The organism is Alcaligenes sp. GW821-FHT11D07 (assembly GCF_058808495.1).
Map to the genome: position 1 here is coordinate 418,352 of NZ_JBXART010000003.1, position 18,734 is coordinate 437,085.

Here is an 18,734-nt window from a genome sequence, read left to right on the forward strand (position 1 = left end):
GCAGCGACACGGAGCCCTTTGCCACGATGCTGAAAGTTGTTTTGATTACCGGCATATCCGGTTCGGGAAAATCAGTTGCCCTACGCCTGCTGGAAGATACCGGCTACCTGTGCATAGACAATCTGCCACCCCGATTTCTGGCCGAATTTGTCGAACGCTCTGCCGAGCAAGGGCTGGAGCGTTTAGCCGTTGCCATTGATGTGCGCGGCGCAGGTGATCTGGACACGCTACCCGGCGTCATCAGCAAACTGACCGAACAAGGCTACGCCCTGCGTGTGCTGTTTCTGAACGCCAGCGATCACACTTTGATGCAGCGTTACTCGGAGTCACGCCGCCGCCACCCACTGACTGACCGGCTGCGACAGGATGGCCGCTCGCCCTCTTTGCAAGAATGTATTGAGGTCGAACGCGAAATGACAGCCCCATTGCGCGAGCTTGGGCACATCATCGACACCACCGACCTGACACCGGGGCAACTGCGCGCCTGGGTTCGTGATCTGGTTCAGGCCGATCGCGCCAGCGTCGTGCTGACCTTCGAGTCTTTTGCCTACAAGCGCGGCGTACCCGGTGATGCCGATCTGGTGTTTGACGTGCGTTGCCTGCCCAACCCCCACTACGACCCTGAACTGCGCCCCATGACAGGACGCGATGAGCCAGTTGCCAAATGGCTGGCCCAGTTCGGCTCGGTCGAAACCATGGTGGACGATATTGCGGGCTTTGTACGTCGCTGGTTGCCTTTGTACATGCAGGACACACGCAACTACCTGACGGTGGCCATTGGTTGCACCGGCGGCCAACATCGCTCTGTTTACGTTACCGAACAACTGGCACTGCGTTTTGCCGATTACGCCCCCTTATTGGTGCGTCATCGCAATCAGCCGCCTATCAATCCAGTCCCATGAGCCTTTCCTCCCTACACAAACTAGGCGCCGTCTTGAGCATTCTGGCCATCTTGGCCGGATGCTCTTCCAGCCCCAAGCGTAGCAAGCAGGGGGCCACAGTTTCCGCCCCACGGGGTGGGGGCTACTACAAAGATGATGGCCCTGACGCTCGAATCCCTGCCAATCTTCAGTCCACACCGGACGCCGTCCCCCGAATAGAACCCATCGCCCGCAGCAACACCCGTCCCTATACCGTGCTCGGCAAAAGCTTTGTACCCCACACTTCACACAAAGCCTTTTCCCAGACCGGCACTGCTTCCTGGTACGGACGAAAGTTTCATGGCAAGAAAACGGCCAATGGCGAAACCTACGATATGTACGCCATGACCGCGGCTCACCCCACGCTGCCCATTCCCAGCTACGCCCGCGTCACCCGACCCAAAACGGGTAAGTCCGTGGTTGTGCGCATCAACGACCGTGGGCCCTTTCACAGCTCCCGCATCATCGACTTGTCCTATGTGGCTGCTGCCAAGCTGGATTTGATTGCTCCCGGCAGTGGGACGGTGATGGTTGAATCCATCACCCAGGAAGAAATACGTAGCGGCAGCTTTACGCGTGGCGAGACCCAGGTTGCCGAAGCGCCTGCACCCCAACAAGCACCCGCCCCTGCTGCACCGAAGTCCACACTGACCATTACCGAAAAGCTGGAACCCACACCCGATGCCTTGGCCGCCCTGGCTGAAGGTGAACTGACGGTAGAGCTGGACGACTCCCCCAGCTGGAGCAGCGACGCCAACGACCAGCAGCTGATTGTGCCCTCTAGCTCGACGACAGCCAGCAAGCCTCAGGCGCCCTCGGGCCAGAGCCGGGTCTATTTGCAGTTTGGCGCTTTTTCCGCACGAGAGAATGCAGCGGCCCTGGCACAACAACTCAACCGCCAAATCGCACAGGTGGAATATCGCAATGCTCAGGTTCAAATGCATAACGACTTGTACCGCGTGCAGATTGGCCCCTATCAAACTCGCACAGAAGCAATCAATGCCGCGTATCGCATCCAGCAACAAACCGGCTTGAACCCTTCAGTTGCCGTACGCTAAAAACAAGAGTTAACTCACGTCAAAGGGGCCGGTAAAAACCGGCCCCTTTGTGTTTCTGACATTGCTAGAAACGACTACTTGTCTTTAGGCGAATTAGCCAATCCCCAAGCGTAAAGCACATCCCTGGGTACACCAGTGGCCTGGCTGCCTATCCTGGCCGCATCACGCAGCGATACCTGCTCCAGCATGGCCTTCATCCAGCGCTCGGTCACCGCGTCCAACGCCGGAGCATCCTCGTCAATTTCCTTGAGTGCATCGTGCAGGATCAACACGAACTCGCCTTGCTCGCGGTGGCTGTCTTCATCCAGCCAAGCCTGTGCCTGCCCCAATGGCAGCGTATGGATCTGCTCGAAACGTTTGCTCAGTTCACGTGCGAACGTCAGCTCCCGCTCCGGCCCACACACTTCCTCCATATCGCGCAACGCAGCGCGCAGGCGATGGGGAGACTCGAACATCAGCACCGGCATGCCCAAACTGGACCAATGCTGTAACCATTTACGGCGTGCCACTGTTTTAGGCGGCATGAAACCGGCAAAAGCAAAAGCCGGGTTCTCGTCACTGGTGGCCCCGCTACCCATCAGAGCTGCAATCACAGCAGAGGGGCCAGGCAAAGGCACAACCTGAAAACCTGCCTCTCGTACTGCACGTACCACCCGCGCTCCTGGATCGCTCACGGCAGGCGCACCGGCATCGGACACCAAGGCGACACGCTGCCCTTGCTCCAGACGCTCAATAATGGATTGAGCAGCTTGCGCCTCGTTGTGGCGGTGGGCCGCCATCAGGGGCGTCTGTATGCCCCAGGCTTGAAGGAAAGGACGGGTCGCGCGCGTGTCTTCTGCCGCAATAATGTCGCACAGCTCCAGCGCCTGCCAGCCGCGCAGGCTAAGGTCACCCATATTGCCAATCGGAGTGGCCACCACATACAGGCAAGCCGCAGGCCAGCTCTGGCCTTTCACCTTGTCCATCATGTTTTGCCAGACCCCGACAGCCAGCGGTCGGTTTTCGGTATCACTCATGCTTGATCCTGCTCTCTCATCATCGTGTATCCCTATGAATCCCTTTGAATACGCTCGCCAGGCCCAACATCGGCAACTGCGCCGTCAGCAGCGCATTCGGCCCGCGGCCAAAAAAACCAACCCCAGGCGTTCACCCAGCCAGAAGGCGGGCGACCGTGCCGAACAACGCGCTTGCGATCATGTTATTGCTCATGGCGCACAGGTTCTGGCCAGACAGCTTGCCGCTCGTTTCGGGGAAATTGATCTGGTGCTATGGCATCAGGAGCATCTTGTCTTTCTGGAGGTGCGCCAGCGCAGTCAGAACGGCTACGGAGGGGCGCTTGCCAGTGTAAACCGGGACAAGCAGCGCCGGTTGATCCTGAGCGCCCAACAATGGCTGCCCACTCTGCGCCAACGCTACTTCCATGGGAAACAGCCCGCCTGCCGTTTTGATGTGATCGCTATCGAGGGCGAAACCCTGATCTGGATACAAAATGCTTTTGAGCAGCACTGACTATCCCTTTTTAGCCGATAAAAAAGCCGCTCAAAGCCCTGATTTCACCTGGGAGACTGCATATCGTTTCAATACCGTGGCGTTTTTTTCAACATGACACGATATGCCTGCCCCACAGCGAAATTGTCCGTGCGATAATGCGCGCTATGGACCTTATCGCCTTAATGACTTCGCATTTCGACGATTCCGTCGATACTCTCAAAGCCAGCACACGCGAACTGGCCGAACCTTTGGCCGCCGCTGTCGAGCTGTTGTTTGCCACTTTGGCCAACGACGGCAAGATCCTGGCTTGCGGAAACGGCGGATCAGCAGCCGACGCCCAGCACTTCATTGCAGAGCTGGTGGGCCGCTTTGAGCGCGACCGTTTGCCCCTGGCCGGCATTGCTTTGAACACCGACACCTCTATCATGACGGCGGTGGGTAATGACTATGGCTTTGACTCTATCTTTGAACGTCAGGTCAGTGCCCTGGGCCAGACCGGTGACATTCTGGTAGCCATCTCCACCAGCGGCAATTCGCCAAACGTCATCCGTGCCATTGAAGCGGCTCGCGAGCGCGATATGGTCATTATTGCCCTGACGGGTAAAGGCGGCGGTCAAATCGCCAGCCTGCTTTCGGATACCGACATTCATTTGTGCGTACCTCACGACCGAACCATGCGTATTCAAGAAGTACACATTGTTCTGTTGCATGCCATGTGCGATGGCATTGACGCGCTGCTGCTCGGAGATCCGCTATGAAACACCGTTTGATTCTAGCCGCCTTGCTGGCCAGTACCACCTTGACCGGCTGCGGTCTGTTAGTGGTGGGCGGCGCTGCTGCCACCACTGCCGTGGTAGCTACCGACCGCCGCACAACCGGCGAACAGGTCGAAGACAAAACCATTGTCATGAAAGCCGGTGCTGAAACACGCCGTCTGCTGGAAAACAAGGAAGGCCGCATCAACACCACCTCCTACGCCGGGGTTGCCCTGCTGACGGGCGATGTGCCGACTCAGGCGGACAAAGAAGAAGCTGCCCGCCTGGTTTCCAAAGTGGATAAAGTAAGCCGTGTCGTTAACGAGCTGCGTGTGGGCGAACCTACCGCTTTGGGTGTGCGTTCCAACGACTCCTGGATTACGACCCGCGTCAGCACTGCTTTGCTAAACGCCAAAGAAGTGCCTAGCCGCACGATCTCCACCACCACAGAACGTGGTGTGGTCTACCTGCTGGGCCGCGTCACCCGTGAAGAAGGTGAGCGTGCGGCAACAGCCGCCGCCAGCGTGCCGGGCGTGAACAAAGTAGCCAAGCTCTTTGAGTACGTCAGTGCCGAAAGCCTGGCTCAACCTTTGAGCACCAATAACAAGCAAAGCCCTGCCTCGGAGGCAGCGGCACCTGCGGCTGAGCCTGCGCCGGCCTCCTCTGTAGAAGTTATGCCAGTCCAATGAAAAAAGTTGTCATCATTGCCCTTGTTGTTGCTGTAGCCGTTGGGCTGGGCGTCTGGACCATGTCCGGCGGCTCCAAATCCAGCGCACCTGATGTGGCCTTCACTGATCTGAATGGCAAGCACTTTGAAACCAAAGACTTGCAAGGTAAGGTCGTGCTGGTCAAATTCTGGGCAACAGACTGCACCACCTGCGTGGCGCAAATGCCGGACAACATTGAAAACTTCAATGCCATGTCCGGTAAGGGCTTTGACATTGTGGCGGTTGCCATGAAGCACGACCCTATCAATTACGTGCGTAACTTCACCCAATCCCGCCAACTGCCGTTCACGGTTGTCCATGACGACAAGGGCGAAATCGCCAAGGCCTTTGGGGATGTCCGTTTGACACCCACCGCCTTTTTACTCGACAAACAGGGCAACATCATCAAGCGTTACCTGGGTAACTACGACAAGCAGGACTTTATTGCTACCGTCGAAAAAGCCCTGGCAAGCAGCTAAGAACCGGTTTCTGCCCCCAGCCACATAACCCCGGGTACCAGCAGTGGACCCGGGTTTTCTTCAAGTGAGCGCATCAATGAGCACCACAGATCCGCAGAATTATCCCTCGACCGTCAAAGCAGAAGTTTTGTCCGAGGCCCTGCCCTATATTCGTCGCTTCCACGGCAAGACCGTTGTCATCAAATACGGTGGCAATGCCATGACCGAAGAAGCTTTGCAGCGCAGCTTTGCCCATGACGTCGTCTTGCTCAAGCTGGTTGGCCTGAACCCCGTTGTGGTGCACGGTGGCGGCCCCCAGATCAATGACGCCCTCAAGCGCATTGGCAAGGAAGGCACCTTCATCCAGGGCATGCGCGTGACAGACGCCGAAACCATGGAAGTGGTGGAATGGGTCCTGGGCGGCCAAGTGCAGCAAGACATCGTCATGATGATCAATGAAGCCGGTGGCAAGGCAGTGGGCCTGACCGGTAAAGATGGCGGCATGATTCGTGTCACCAAAAAAATGCTGCCCGATGCCGAGCATCCGGGCGAACTGCTGGACATCGGCTTTGTAGGCGATATTGAAAGTATCCAGCCTGAAGTGGTCAAAGCCCTGCAGGACGATCAGTTCATCCCCGTCATTTCCTCTATCGGTTACGGCGAAGACGGCCAGGCCTACAACATCAACGCCGATGTGGTCGCTGGCAAGATGGCTGAAGTGCTCAGCGCAGAAAAGCTGGTCATGCTGACCAATACCCCCGGCGTGCTGGACAAGGCTGGCCAATTACTGCGCCGCCTGTCGGCTCAGACCATTGACGAGCTGTTTGCTGATGGCACGATCTCTGGCGGCATGCTGCCCAAGATTTCCTCGGCTTTGGAAGCGGCCCGCAACGGCGTCAATTCCGTACATGTTATTGACGGTCGTGTCCCCCACTGCTTGCTCCTGGAAATCCTGACTGATCGTGGCGTCGGTACCATGATCAGCTCTCACTAATCCGTGCGCGCTCCTATCCGTGCCCATGCCTGGGCACGGCCTTTGTCTGCCTGTCGCCCGGACGAGCCCATCTGGCTGTTTGATCTGGATAACACCCTGCACAATGCCTCCAAGGGCATTTTTCAGGCGATTGATGGGCGCATGCGCATCGGCGTAGCGGAAACGCTGGGTGTGGATATGGAAATGGCGGACGAGCTACGGGTGGAATATTGGCGGCGTTACGGCGCCACCATGATCGGCCTGCAGCGTCACCATGGTGCAGACCCGGCCGCTTTTCTGGAACATGCGCACGACTTTGACGTGCCTTCCCTGCTTAGTGCCGAGCGCGGTCTGGCAAGCCAGTTGCGTCGCCTACCCGGCTACAAGTTGCTGCTGACCAATGCACCCATGGACTATGCACGGCGTGTGCTCAAAGCCCTGAATCTGCTGCCCGTCTTTGATGGTCTCTGGTCCATCGAGCATATGCAGTTGCAAGGGCGATATCGCCCCAAGCCCTCCCCAGCCTTGATGAAGCAAACTCTGGCCGTACTCAAGTCCCAGGCTCGCGACGTTATTCTGGTGGAAGATACCCTGCGCAATTTGAAAAGTGCCCGCCAGATCGGGATGCAAACCATCCATATCTATAACGCAGGCACTCCGTTCAGCGCTTTGTATCACGGGCGCAGCTCCTATGTTGACCAGCGCATCAACCGGATCGCGCAGTTGGTCAAAAATTGGCCGCGCCCCTGAAACGGTTTAGAACGCCAGCTGACGCTCACCTTGCTGGATGGTGACCCATTTCAGCTCGGTCATGTCAGCAATCGAATAGCGGCCGTTTTCCTTGCCATAGCCACTATCTTTAAAGCCACCAAAAGGCGCGTTCGGGTCATCATCAAACGAGTTGTCGTTGATATGAACCGAGCCTGCCTCAATGCGTTCGGCAAAATCCATGGCTTTTTGCAGGTCGTTGGTCAGAATGGCTGAAGACAAACCATAAGAGGTGTCATTGGCCATTTCCAGCGCGTGTTCGTAGTCGCGCGCCTTGTAGATGGCAGCGACTGGGCCGAAAGTCTCTTCGTGGTACAGGTGCATGTCCGGGGTGACGTCGCACAAGGCGGTAGGCTGGATCACATTGCCTTCACGCCCACCACCGGCCAACAAGGTTGCGCCCTTGGATACGGCATCTTCAATATGGGACTGCACAAAATCCGCCTGCTCACTGCTAATCAGTGGGCCCACTGCCGTTTGCGGCAATCCAGGATCGCCCGTCGGAATACGGGCCACCTGCTTGGCAAAGGCCTCGCAGAAAGCGTCGTAAATACCTTGTTCCACAATAATGCGGGAGTTGGCCATGCAGACCTGACCCTGGTTGAAGTAAATCCCAAAGGCAGCGGAGCGTACGGCGTAATCCAGAGTGGCATCATCCAGGACAACCACCGGGCTTTTACCCCCAAGCTCCAGCACAATCCGCTTCTGATAACGACCGGCCAAGTCAGCCAGAATACGGCCCACGCGGGCCGAGCCCGTAAAGGTCACCAACTTGACGCGCGAATCGGAGAACAAGGTGTCTCCCAGCGCTTCGTCCGTTGTCAGCAACACGCTTAGCACACCAGCTGGCAGGCCTGCTTCTTCCAAAATCTCGGCAAACATCAAGGCAGCCATAGGCGTGTGCGGCGAGGGTTTCAGGATAAAGCTGTTGCCTGCCGCCAAAGCGGGAGCCAGCTTTTTGCCATTGAGCAGCAAGGGAGCATTGAAGGGGCCAATCCCGGCCACAATGCCCAATGGGCGGCGAATGCTCATTGAAATGCGGCCCGGCAGATCAGAGGGCATGGTCTCGCCACGAATGTCGCGGGTCTGGCCAGCCGCAATACGGAAGGTGCTGATGATGTAATCACACTCAAACATCGCCTTGCCGTAGACGTTGCCGCCCTCCTCCACCAGCACGCGTACGATGTCTTCACGACGGCGTTCCACAATATCGGCCGCGCGGCACAGAATCGCTTCACGCTCACGGGCTAAAGTCTTGCCCCAAGTACGCTGCGCACGCTCGGCACTGTTCAGGGCTTCTTCAATATCCTGTTTGGTCGCCAGGAAAACACGCGCCAAAGGCTTACCGGTGTAGGGATTGACCAAATCTTTGTAAGGCTGCCCTTCCGACTTCCAGGCTTGCCCATTGATATAGGGGTAGATCTGCTTTAATTGTTCACTCATGACTGCTCCTTTCCTGTGTTGTCTCCGGGTGCGCTGCAGGCCACCCTTCATGGTTAAACCCGATAGCCACCGAGGTGCGCCATAGCCCACCATGCAGTACTGTCTTAGATACTATTCTTGAGCCGATTGCCTCTCTGTGTCGTGGACTGGAACGCAGGACCCTCTGGACAATGACGCAGAAGACTGAAAAAAACGCATGAGCACGAACTACCACTGGGACACACAGACTTCGCCACCGGGACAAGGCGCCAAGCTTTGGACCCAAGCCATCTCTCAGTCTTTTCAACATGTGCAAACGCAATGCCACGGACAAAGTTTTCATGGCACATTGCGTTCACAACGCTTGGGAGATGTGGCCATCAACAGGCTGACGGCGCAGCCCTATCGGGTCAGCACCAGCAAACCGCAAACTGACCAGCCCTGGCTCTTTTTGAATGTGCATCAGCAAGGCCACTGCCGCCTGATCCAGAACGGGCGTGAGCAGTGGCTGCCGGCCGGCAGTTTGAGTTTGAATGTCGGCACTAGCCCTTTCACGCTGGACTTCGTGGATGAGGTCATCATGACCACCCTAAGGCTGCCTCTGGAAGGCTTGCTGCCGTATACCGGGCCTTTGAATGACGTGGTCGCCCAGCCCCTGGCTACGGGAGCCAGCCTGCCCCTGCTGGAGCATTACCTGCAAGGTCTCTTGCTATCCGCCGACGGCTTACGCGCCCATCAACACGATCAGGCTTGGCGATGTTTGCGTGACCTGCTGGCAATGAGCATTAATGAGCGGCGCACAGCACCGCTCGCGCCTACAGCAGCGCGCTTTGAGGATGCTCTTGGCTATTTGTCCGACCGCTTGGGTGATCCGGCCTTGAATATTGCGGCCCTATCCCAGCATCTGGGCATGGCGCCCCGAACCGTACAAGAGCTATTCAAGACCCACGGCACGACCTTTACCGCACAACTCATGAATTTGCGCCTGGAAGCGGCCGCGCAACTATTGCAGCGAACACCGTCCAATACGGTAGGCCAAGTTGCCTACTCGGTCGGATTTTCTGATTTGTCTTACTTTCACCGCCAGTTCCGACGCCGCTTTGGCAAAACGCCGGGCCATCTTCATCGCAATGGCCCGGAGCTGTCGTCTTAGCTAATCAACAAGTAAAAGCTCAGGCAGGATGAGAATGCTCTGCCGCCGGTCCGCATACCGGGCAAGCCGGGTCTTTGCGGAAACGAACCGTGTGCCAATTCATGGTGAAGGCATCCACACTAAGCAAACGGCCCACCAAGGGCTCTCCGAAGCCGCCTAAGAGCTTCAACGCCTCCACTGCCTGCACACTCCCAACCATACCCAGCAAAGGCGACAGAACGCCTGTGGTTGCGCAGCGCAACTCTTCGACATCATCGGCTTCAGGAAATAGGCAGTGATAGCACGGGGCTTCTGGCTGACGTAAATCGTAGGTGCTGATCTGACCAGAAAAACGAATTGCTGCACCAGACACCAAGGGCTTGCGCAGCGCCACGCATGCCCGGTTGATAGCGTGGCGGGTCGCAAAGTTATCGCAGCAATCCAAAACCAGATCCACTTGCTGGACCCAGTGCATCAGGCTTTCCTGATCCAGTCGCTGGACCACCGGAGTAACCTGAACTTCAGGATTGAGCTGTTCAATATGCAGACGGGCAGATTCCACTTTGTCCCAGCCCAGGCGATCCGTGGTGTGAGCAATCTGACGTTGCAAATTGCTCAACTCCACCTGATCGTCGTCCACCAGAATCATGGAACCCACACCCGAAGCGGCTAGATAAGCCACCACGGGGGAGCCCAGCCCCCCGGCGCCAACCACTAGAATGCGGGAGGCCAGCACCCGCTCTTGCGCCTCTACCCCGAACTCATCGAGCAGTATATGCCGCGCATAGCGCAGTAATTGCTGATCTTCCACGTCAAGAACCTTTACTTAAGGCTTCACCGGTTCGAGACCCTTGGGGGTGATTCGGAACCGCTCAACGCTGGGTTGTTCATTCAAGGGACTTTTTTTTTCAGTCGACTCGTCGCCAACTTCCTTCTCGCGCTTGGCAGCAGCTTCCTTGGCGGCAGCGACTTTGGCGGGATCATTCTTGATGACAGGGCGACCTGCCAAATGATTCAGCGCTTGCTGCAACTGGAAGTCGTCATCACCACCGAATTCAAACATCTTGAAATCCGGGCTCATGCCGAAATCAGTCTGTTCTTCTTCCGTGGTTTCCTCGACCTTGCTGTTGAGCAAGTGGCGCTTCAAGTCCACTTCACGAGGCAGACGGAACAAATTACCTTGCGCGGTATCGTCCACCACCACATCCGGCTCCACACCCGTTACCTGGATGGACGTGCCGCTAGGGGTGTAGTACAGCGCAGTGGTCAATTTCAGGCCAGCGTCTTCAGACAGCGGCACCACACTTTGAACCGAGCCCTTACCAAAGGTACGGTTACCGATAATGGTGGCACGCTTGTGATCCTGCAAAGCACCCGCCACAATTTCCGACGCCGAGGCAGAGCCTACGTTAACCAACACCACGATAGGTACGGTCTTGAGCCAGCCCAGCTTTTTCAGAACATCCGCGTCCGTATCCAGTTCACCCAGGACGGACTGCATGGATTTGACGTAGTACTCGCGGTTAGACGAAGGAATGCGGCCTTTGGTCGACACAACCAGAGCCCCGGAATCCAGGAAGGCAGAGGACACGCCAATCGCGCTTTCCAGCAAGCCACCCGGATCGTTACGCAGGTCAATCACCAAGCCCTTAGGTGCGCCTGGGCCTTTGTTCACTTCAGCCAACTGCTTGACCACGTCCGCAGCCGTGCGTTCCTGGAACTGGGCAATACGCACATAGGCCACATTGTCGTCCAGCATCTTGGAGCGCACACTGCGCACCTTGATGACGTCGCGCACCAATGTGAATTCCAGAGGTTTGTCCCGGCCTGCTCGACGAATAGTCAGCTTGATGGAGGTGTTAGGTTCACCCCGCATCTGCTTGACGGCATCGTTCAGGCTCAGATCTTTGGTGGGTTTGCCATTGATGTGCGTGATGATGTCGCCCGCCAAAATACCGGCACGGGCAGCAGGCGTGTCCTCGATGGGCGAGATCACTTTGGGCATTCCATCTTCACTGCCAATCTCAATACCCAGGCCGCCGAAGCCGCCTTGAGTCATCGCTTCCATTTCTTTGAAAGCGTCAGCATCCAGATAAGCCGAGTGCGGGTCCAGATCGGTAAACAAGCCTTTGATCGCGTTATTGACCAAAGCCTGATCCGTCAAAGGCTCCACGTAAGTATTCTTGATGGCAGCAAACACATTGGCGAACTGCTGCAGTTCGCGCAAAGGCAATGGCTCGCCGCGTTGAGCGACCGCAGTAATGCCCAGGCTGATCAAAATACCGCCCACAGCACCTGCTGCCACTAGACCTATGCTGCCAATCCTTCGAGTGCTCATGCACATTCCCATTATTTTCAGATTCAAGACGGGGCAAGCTCTGGGAGCTGGCCCGACCATGCATTATAAGAGTAGCGTAAAGCGCGTACCAGCGTGAACTGGCTTGTAGTCGCTACCCTGCGCTACAAATGCGAGCAAACGTAAATGCGTAAGCATCCACCGGGGACAAAAACAGGGTCAAGAACCCAGCCAAACCTCGGGATTAATCGGTTTGCCCTGATGGCGCAGTTCGAAATACAAGCCAGGCTCAACCTGCCCGCCCGTTGCCCCTACCCGCGCCACTGCTTCACCACGACCGACCACATCGCCAACCTGCTTGAGTGTGCTCTGGTTATAGGCATAAACGCTCAAGTATTCGCGACCATGATCAATAATCATGAGATTGCCAAAACCGGCCATCCAGTTGGCAAAGACCACCCGACCAGGAGCCACGGCCCGCACGGTCGTACCAGCTTGCGCCCGCAACACGATACCTCGCCAAACACCGCCGTCAGGGCGTTCCGCACCAAACTTGCCTTGTTTCTCGCCACGCACCGGATATGGCAAGCCACGCTTCAGACCTGGAAATCCACCTTCTGGTTCCAAAGCGGGCGCCGCGGGCTCATTGGCAGGCTCTTCCAGAGCTTGCACTTCGCGCACTTTGGGCGCGACGGGCTTGGCAATGGGTTCGCTAGGCTCTGAGCTGGCTTCCAGACTGTCTGACAGCAGGCGCTCGTTCGTAGTGGGCGGCGTGTAAGTTAAGGGCGGCCGCGGAATGGGCTGCTCAGGCTCGGGTTTCTCTGGCGTACTGCGGGGCAGAGCCGGTGGCAAAGGCGGCTGGGTGGCACGAGCCCGCTCCAGCAGTTCTCGCTCGCGCTCCAGACGCGCTTGTTCTCGGGCGGCCTGTTCCTGCTGGGCCTTGCGTTGCAACTCTTGCTGACGCGCCAGCTCGGCCTTGCGCGCTTCTTCCGCGCGCCGCGCCGCTTCACGACGACGTTGTTCTTCCGCCCTACGGGCCAGCTCGGCCTGACGGGCAATTTCTGTTTCCAGACCGGAGATCAAATCCCCCAGCCGTTTGTCATTATTTTGCAAATTGGCGGCCTGGCCACGCTGGCGTTCCAGATCCGCACTGATATCCGCGACCACTTTGGCGCGTTTTTCTTTTTGTTCTTCCAACGCCTCTTTCTGGGCAGCGGCATCTTTAGCTAACTGCTCTTGCTCTTTTTCGCGGGCAGCAACCTGAGTCTGCAAACGATCCAACCGCTCTACCGTGCGGCGTACTTTATGAACCTGCTCGGTCTGCTGGCGCGACACATAGCCTAAGTAATGCAGTTCGCGATTAATGACATTGGGGTCGTCCCCTGATAACAGGGCAGACCAGGGCGACACGCCATTGGCGTACTGCGCCCGCAACTGCTCAGCCAATTCCTGCTGGCGCTGCTCTTTAATGATGTGCTGTTCACTGATTTGCTTGCCCAGCGTTCCCAACTGCTGGTGCAACTGCTCTTGGCGCTGCTCAATCTGGGCCAAGGTGCGATCAATATCCGAGATAGCTTGCTCGGATTCCCGCAAGGCATTGGCCGCATCACGACGCGAGCCTTCGCTGGTATCAATGGTTTTACGCAGCGTTTCAATTTTTTGGCGCAGCTCTGCCTGCTGCTTTTGAGCCTGTGCCTGACGCGCGGCCAGATCAGGATCAGCAGCCAGGGCCGGAATGGTCCAGGCTGCCAGCAACAGACAAACGCTGTAGCGCCACATTTTTACTGCGCCTTGCCCTGATTGGCTACGGCTTGCATCTGCGCCTCAATGGCTGCCTGGTCACCCAGGTAGTAGTGGCGGATAGGACGCAGGTTCTCATCCAGTTCGTAAACCAGAGGCTGACCGGTTGGGATGTTCAGGTGAACGATATCCTCGTCCGAGATGCCGTCCAGGTGCTTGATCAAGGCGCGCAGGCTATTGCCGTGGGCAGTCACCAGAACACGACGACCGGAGCGGATAGCAGGTGCAATGGACTCGTCCCAGAAAGGCACCACACGCGCCACGGTGTCTTGCAAACACTCGGTGCGAGGCAACTGATCGTCAGCCACGCGCGCGTAGCGAGCATCAAAACGCGGGTTGCGTGGATCGTCCACGGCCACGGGATCAGGAGCGATCGCGTAGGCACGACGCCAGATCAGCACTTGATCTTCACCGTACTTTTGTGCAGTTTCGGCTTTATTTAAGCCTTGTAAGGCACCATAATGGCGTTCGTTCAAGCGCCAGCTCAGGCCTACAGGGGTGTGCATGGCGTCCATCGAATCCAAGGCGATCCACAAGGTACGGATAGCGCGCTTGAGAACCGAGGCGAAAGCCAGGTCGAACTCAAAACCGTTTTCTTTGAGCAAGTCACCGGCTTGCTTTGCCTGTTGACGCCCGGTTTCGGTAAGATCGACATCGGTCCAGCCAGTAAACCGGTTCTCCAGGTTCCACTGGCTTTCGCCGTGCCGCATCAGTACAAGTTTATACATGGTAAAAACAGCCTCGAGGTTGAAAAATTGGCGCCACTCTATAATCGTGTGATCTTGCCCTTTTTTCTTGCTTTTCTTGGTAATCAACAGGATTTAACGTGGACTTCATCTTAAGTCAGAATAACCTTCTAATTTTAGCAATTGCGCTGCTTGCCGGCATTATGCTGTTAATACCCAGCTTTTTCAAAGGCCGTGCGGGGCGCGCAGTTTCAAGCTCAGAAGCGGTACAGATGGTAAACCAGAAAGACGCCATCATGATTGATCTGCGTAGCGCGGATCAGTTCAAAGCGGGTGCGATTCCACAATCGCGCAACATTCCTGCCGCCGACCTTGACGGTAAAGCCAGCAGCCTGCCTAAAGACAAGCCTGTCATTCTGGTATGCGATACCGGCCGCAGCGCTTCGCGCAGTGTAGCCGTCCTGCGCAAGCATGGCATTACCGAAGCTTTCACGCTGCAAGGCGGCATTCAGGCCTGGATGCAGTCGAGCCTGCCCGTCAAAAAATCGTAAGTTCCTACTTCCCCGAGGTTCTCATGGCAAAAGTCACGATGTACTCCACAATGGTGTGCCCATTTTGTGTGCGTGCTGAAATGCTGCTCAAGCAGCGCGGCGTCACTGAAATCAATAAAATCATGATTGATCGCGAACCTGAACAGCGCGCTCTCATGATGGAGCGCACCGGCCGGCGTACCGTTCCCCAAATCTACATTGGTGACACCCATGTAGGTGGCTATGATGATCTGGCCGCATTGGACCGCGAAGGTGGCTTGTTGCCACTGCTCGCTGCCTGATTTTTTTTCTAACAATTTTTTTATCCCATAGGATGCCCCATGGCCGACCAGAACACTCCAGCCGCTGCCGAACAAGAAGCACAACAGCCTAGCTTCAGCTTGCAGCGCACCTACATCAAAGACCTGTCCATCGAAATGCCCAACGCCCCCCAGATCTTTCTGGAGCAAGAGGCCCCTTCCGTGGAAGTGTCCATCAATGTGGGCGGCCAACGCTTGGCTGACACTGTTTACGAAAGCACCGTGACAGCTACGGTTACCACTCGTATTGGCGACAAAGTCATGTACTTGGTGGAAGCCACCCAGGCCGGTATTTTTGAAGCTGCCCACATTCCTGAAGAGCAGCTGGAGCCCCTGCTGGGCATTGTGTGCCCAACCATGCTGTACCCCTACTTGCGTGCTGCCGTGGCCGATGCCATCAACCGCACCTCCCTGCCTGCCCTGCACCTGACGGAAGTGAACTTCCAGTCGCTGTACGAGCAGCGCCTGGCCCAGCAACAAGGTGCTGGTCAAGCTGACGGCCAACCTTTGCAGGCCTGATGATGCCGCACGCACACACCTCTACTCGTGTTGCAGTCCTGGGCGCAGGTAGCTGGGGTACGGCACTGGCCGCTCTGGCCAGTGTCCAAGCTCCTACGATGGTGTGGGCGCGCAAAGCTTCGACGGCACAGGCCATCGGACAGGATCATCGCAATCCTGCCTACCTGCCCGATGTCCTGCTGCCTGAATCGCTGCAAGCCAGCGATAGTCTGAAACAAACCCTGGATTTCGCCCTGGCTGACGATACCGGCCCCGCCCTGCTGATTTTGGGCGTCCCTGTACGGGGTCTGGCGCAAACCTGCCAGGATCTGGCCCAGCACCTGCCCACCACACGACGTCATCCCGTGTTGCTGGTGTGGACCTGCAAAGGCTTTCATCAGGAAAGCGGTTTATTGCCCCACCAGATTGTGCGAGAAAACCTACCCGACCATCCCTGGTTAGGCCGCGCCGTCTTGTCTGGCCCCTCGTTCGCACTGGAAGTGGCCAAAGGCCTGCCTGTTGCGCTGACACTGGCCTGCGAGCCTGCCGATATGGCTGGCATTGCCCTGGCGGCATTGCATGGCAAACAAGCCCGTCTCTACACCAGCACCGATATGATCGGCGTGGAAGTAGGTGGCGCTGTCAAAAACATCATGGCCATTGCCTGTGGCATTGGCGACGCATTGGGCCTGGGCCACAACGCTCGTGCAGCCCTGATAACCCGAGGCCTGGCTGAAATGCAGCGCCTGGGTGTCGCTCTGGGCGGTCAGGCAGAAACCTTCTCCGGTCTGGCCGGTTTGGGCGATCTGGTCCTGACAGCCACTGGCGAGCTGTCTCGCAACCGTCAGGTAGGCATGGCACTAGGTGCGGGTGAGAGCCTGGACAGCATTCTGGCCACTGGCATCACTGCCGAAGGCGTACGCTGTGCCCGTTCTGTGCTGGAAATGGGCCGCGCCCACAAAATCGAACTGCCCATTACGGCTGCGGTGTGCAAAATCCTGTTTGAAGGATTGTCTCCCCGTGAAGCCGTTCATGGCTTGCTCAGCCGCGAAGCCAAACAAGAAGGCCACTAACACCTTCCCGTCTGCTCAGCCTGACTCGTTACCCCGAGCTGCCAGGTCTGTAGTCAACCGTCTTATTATTCAGAATCAAAACAATGTCATTGCTTGCTCGTTCTCGTGATCTGCTGATCCGCTCCGTACTGGGGCTGGCCTGCACTGGTTTGCTGGCTCACTCGGCTCAAGCTCAATCCAGCTGGCCTGAGCGCCCGATTCAAATGGTTGTGCCATTTCCCGCTGGCTCCTCGCCTGACGCCCTGGCCCGCGCCATCTCCGAGCCACTGTCCCAGGCCCTGGGACAGACTGTCATTGTGGATAATCGCCCCGGCGCTGGCGGCAATATCGGCACTCGCTTTGTGGCGCATGCCAAACCAGACGGCTACACCCTGCTGCTGACCATCAATGGTCCCATGGTGACGGCCCCTACCCTGTACAAGACCTCCTTGGGCTACGATCCACTGCACGATCTGCAGCCTATCTCCATGATTGGCACCAGCCCCAACGTATTGGTGGTACCCGCCAACTCGCCCGCCAACACAGTGGAAGAATTCATTGCACTGGCCAAATCCCGCCCTGGCGCGCTGAACTACGGCTCCGTAGGCCCAGGCAGCTCTGCTCACCTGGCGATGGCCATGCTGGAACATGCAGTAGACATCCAGCTGGAGCAGATTCCGTACTCGGGCTTCCCTCAAATCCTGACCGCGATTATTGGCGGCGACATTGATGCGGCCTTTATGGTCCCCGGTATTGCCATGCCTCAAGTCGAAGCTGGCAAGGTCAAAGCGCTGGCCGTCACATCCTTGCAGCCCAGCGAACTGCTCCCCGGTCTGCCCACCATGCCGCAAGCAGGGCTGGAGAATTTTGAGGCTATTTCCTGGGATGCTTTTTTTGTACCCCACAACACCTCGGACGATGTGGTTAAGCGCCTGAATCAGGAAATCACCACGATCTTGCAGCGTGACGACATCAAGGCCAAGCTCAATGCCTTTTACTTCTCGGCCGAACCGTCTACTCCGCAAGAGCTGACCGACAAAGTAATTGCCGACAAAGCCCGTTGGGATGAAGTTATCGAACGCCTGAACCTGTCGCTGGAATAAGGACAAGGCTCAATAGAACAAACGGCTCTGCAAATTGAAGATTTGCAGAGCCGTTTTAATTTAGGTCCCACTACTAGCAATAGCTCAAGCCCAACTGCTACTTCTTCAAAAAATTGTCCTCTCAAGCTACAGCGAAAACTAAGCAAGGTCTTCACAAATACCGTTTTGCACGGGACGGATCCACCCAGGTCACCTTAGCAAGCCCCACCTTGCACCAAACAGCGGCCAGACCCGCGTAAAAGACTAGCCCCCACCTGCTGCGCACTATCAAGCGTCGGGCTGACTGAGAGCCTATACGCCCCCTTCATACCCTGCTTGCCGCCACGCATCAAACACGCAAATCGCTACAGCATTGGACAGATTCAAGCTGCGCTGACCGGCCATCATGGGCAAACGTATCCGTTGCTCGGTGGGGAAAAGCGCCAGTTGCTCGGCTGACAATCCAGCAGTTTCGCGGCCAAACACAAAGACATCACCGGGAACAAAGCTTTGCTCAGCCAGCAAGTGGCTACCGCGTGTAGTCAACGCAAAAGCGCGATCGGGCGAAGACCCGGTGGCTTGCAAGGCTTCTTCCAAGCTGTCATGTACCTTCACCTGTGCCCACTCGTGGTAATCCAGCCCGGCACGTCGCAGCTTGCTGTCCTCCAGCTCAAAGCCCAAGGGCCGCACCAAATGCAGGACACAGCCTGTATTGGCCGCCAGACGAATGACATTACCCGTGTTGGGAGGGATCTCGGGCGAAACCAGGACGATATGAAACATGAA

21 protein-coding genes are annotated in these 18,734 nt (G+C 57.0%); 14 read left to right on the forward strand and 7 right to left on the reverse strand.

What is annotated here, in order from left to right; genetic code table 11:
• The first annotated feature begins 26 nt into the window (after positions 1–26).
• Entirely contained in the window at positions 27–902 is an 876-nt protein-coding gene (gene rapZ / locus AC1RSM_RS14925; RefSeq protein ID WP_492933332.1) for an RNase adapter RapZ, read from the forward strand.
• Positions 899–1,978 (forward strand): septal ring lytic transglycosylase RlpA family protein, encoded by a 1,080-nt coding sequence (locus AC1RSM_RS14930; protein ID WP_492933333.1) that lies wholly within the window; start codon positions 899–901, stop codon positions 1,976–1,978. The genes rapZ and AC1RSM_RS14930 overlap by 4 nt, the downstream gene beginning before the upstream one ends.
• Before the next feature lie 74 nt (positions 1,979–2,052).
• Here AC1RSM_RS14930 and rsmI read toward each other — a convergent pair whose 3' ends face one another.
• Positions 2,053–2,994, reverse strand: a complete 942-nt coding sequence (rsmI, locus tag AC1RSM_RS14935; protein ID WP_492933334.1) for a 16S rRNA (cytidine(1402)-2'-O)-methyltransferase — start codon at positions 2,992–2,994, stop codon at positions 2,053–2,055.
• Between the two features lie 34 nt (positions 2,995–3,028).
• Between rsmI and AC1RSM_RS14940 the strand changes: the two genes are divergently transcribed.
• The 6 genes from AC1RSM_RS14940 to AC1RSM_RS14965 all read left to right on the forward strand — a co-directional run bounded on the left by AC1RSM_RS14940 (position 3,029) and on the right by AC1RSM_RS14965 (position 7,112).
• A complete protein-coding gene (locus AC1RSM_RS14940) occupies positions 3,029–3,487 on the forward strand; it encodes a YraN family protein (RefSeq protein WP_492933335.1) in 459 nt (152 codons plus the stop codon).
• Between the two features lie 146 nt (positions 3,488–3,633).
• A complete protein-coding gene (locus AC1RSM_RS14945; RefSeq protein WP_492933336.1) occupies positions 3,634–4,227 on the forward strand; it encodes a phosphoheptose isomerase in 594 nt (197 codons plus the stop codon).
• A complete protein-coding gene (locus AC1RSM_RS14950; protein WP_492933337.1) occupies positions 4,224–4,913 on the forward strand; it encodes a BON domain-containing protein in 690 nt (229 codons plus the stop codon). Before AC1RSM_RS14945 ends, AC1RSM_RS14950 begins: the two co-directional genes overlap by 4 nt.
• On the forward strand, positions 4,910–5,410 hold the full coding sequence (locus tag AC1RSM_RS14955) for a peroxiredoxin family protein (RefSeq protein ID WP_492933338.1): 501 nt from the start codon (positions 4,910–4,912) through the stop codon (positions 5,408–5,410). Before AC1RSM_RS14950 ends, AC1RSM_RS14955 begins: the two co-directional genes overlap by 4 nt.
• A gap of 76 nt (positions 5,411–5,486) precedes the next feature.
• Positions 5,487–6,383, forward strand: a complete 897-nt coding sequence (gene argB / locus AC1RSM_RS14960) for an acetylglutamate kinase (protein WP_492933339.1) — start codon at positions 5,487–5,489, stop codon at positions 6,381–6,383.
• A 3-nt stretch (positions 6,384–6,386) separates the two neighbouring features.
• Positions 6,387–7,112: a pyrimidine 5'-nucleotidase gene (locus tag AC1RSM_RS14965; protein WP_492933340.1), complete on the forward strand. Its 726-nt coding sequence runs from the start codon at positions 6,387–6,389 to the stop codon at positions 7,110–7,112.
• Positions 7,113–7,118: 6 nt separating this feature from the next.
• Here the strand turns inward: AC1RSM_RS14965 and AC1RSM_RS14970 are convergent, their stop codons facing one another.
• A complete protein-coding gene (locus AC1RSM_RS14970) occupies positions 7,119–8,573 on the reverse strand; it encodes an aldehyde dehydrogenase family protein (RefSeq protein ID WP_492933341.1) in 1,455 nt (484 codons plus the stop codon).
• A gap of 196 nt (positions 8,574–8,769) precedes the next feature.
• Here AC1RSM_RS14970 and AC1RSM_RS14975 point away from each other — a divergent pair, with 196 nt between their 5' ends.
• Positions 8,770–9,705 (forward strand): AraC family transcriptional regulator, encoded by a 936-nt coding sequence (locus tag AC1RSM_RS14975; protein WP_492933342.1) that lies wholly within the window; start codon positions 8,770–8,772, stop codon positions 9,703–9,705.
• Between the two features lie 19 nt (positions 9,706–9,724).
• Here the strand turns inward: AC1RSM_RS14975 and AC1RSM_RS14980 are convergent, their stop codons facing one another.
• The 4 genes from AC1RSM_RS14980 to gpmA form a co-directional block, all read right to left on the reverse strand.
• Positions 9,725–10,495 (reverse strand): HesA/MoeB/ThiF family protein, encoded by a 771-nt coding sequence (locus tag AC1RSM_RS14980; RefSeq protein ID WP_492933343.1) that lies wholly within the window; start codon positions 10,493–10,495, stop codon positions 9,725–9,727.
• A 15-nt stretch (positions 10,496–10,510) separates the two neighbouring features.
• Positions 10,511–12,022, reverse strand: a complete 1,512-nt coding sequence (locus AC1RSM_RS14985; protein WP_492933344.1) for a S41 family peptidase — start codon at positions 12,020–12,022, stop codon at positions 10,511–10,513.
• 177 nt (positions 12,023–12,199) lie between these two features.
• Entirely contained in the window at positions 12,200–13,759 is a 1,560-nt protein-coding gene (locus AC1RSM_RS14990; protein WP_492933345.1) for a murein hydrolase activator EnvC family protein, read from the reverse strand.
• Between the two features lie 2 nt (positions 13,760–13,761).
• Complete coding sequence (gene gpmA / locus AC1RSM_RS14995) at positions 13,762–14,508, reverse strand: 2,3-diphosphoglycerate-dependent phosphoglycerate mutase (protein ID WP_492933346.1); 747 nt, start codon at positions 14,506–14,508, stop codon at positions 13,762–13,764.
• A 161-nt stretch (positions 14,509–14,669) separates the two neighbouring features.
• Here gpmA and AC1RSM_RS15000 point away from each other — a divergent pair, with 161 nt between their 5' ends.
• From AC1RSM_RS15000 to AC1RSM_RS15020, 5 genes are all read left to right on the forward strand, one after another.
• Positions 14,670–15,017: a rhodanese-like domain-containing protein gene (locus tag AC1RSM_RS15000; protein ID WP_492933347.1), complete on the forward strand. Its 348-nt coding sequence runs from the start codon at positions 14,670–14,672 to the stop codon at positions 15,015–15,017.
• Positions 15,018–15,040: 23 nt separating this feature from the next.
• The gene (grxC, locus tag AC1RSM_RS15005; RefSeq protein WP_492933348.1) at positions 15,041–15,298 is read left to right on the forward strand and encodes a glutaredoxin 3; all 258 of its coding nucleotides are present in this window, start codon (positions 15,041–15,043) and stop codon (positions 15,296–15,298) included.
• A gap of 39 nt (positions 15,299–15,337) precedes the next feature.
• Positions 15,338–15,835 carry a protein-export chaperone SecB gene (gene secB / locus AC1RSM_RS15010; protein WP_492933349.1) on the forward strand — a complete coding sequence of 166 codons (498 nt, stop codon included), beginning with the start codon at positions 15,338–15,340 and terminating at the stop codon, positions 15,833–15,835.
• Between the two features lie 2 nt (positions 15,836–15,837).
• Positions 15,838–16,887, forward strand: coding sequence for an NAD(P)H-dependent glycerol-3-phosphate dehydrogenase (locus AC1RSM_RS15015; protein ID WP_492933699.1), 1,050 nt, complete (start codon positions 15,838–15,840; stop codon positions 16,885–16,887).
• Between the two features lie 83 nt (positions 16,888–16,970).
• The gene (locus AC1RSM_RS15020) at positions 16,971–17,969 is read left to right on the forward strand and encodes a Bug family tripartite tricarboxylate transporter substrate binding protein (protein WP_492933350.1); all 999 of its coding nucleotides are present in this window, start codon (positions 16,971–16,973) and stop codon (positions 17,967–17,969) included.
• Positions 17,970–18,260: 291 nt separating this feature from the next.
• Here AC1RSM_RS15020 and AC1RSM_RS15025 read toward each other — a convergent pair whose 3' ends face one another.
• Positions 18,261–18,731: a tRNA (cytidine(34)-2'-O)-methyltransferase gene (locus AC1RSM_RS15025; protein WP_492933351.1), complete on the reverse strand. Its 471-nt coding sequence runs from the start codon at positions 18,729–18,731 to the stop codon at positions 18,261–18,263.
• Between the last annotated feature and the right edge of the window lie 3 nt (positions 18,732–18,734).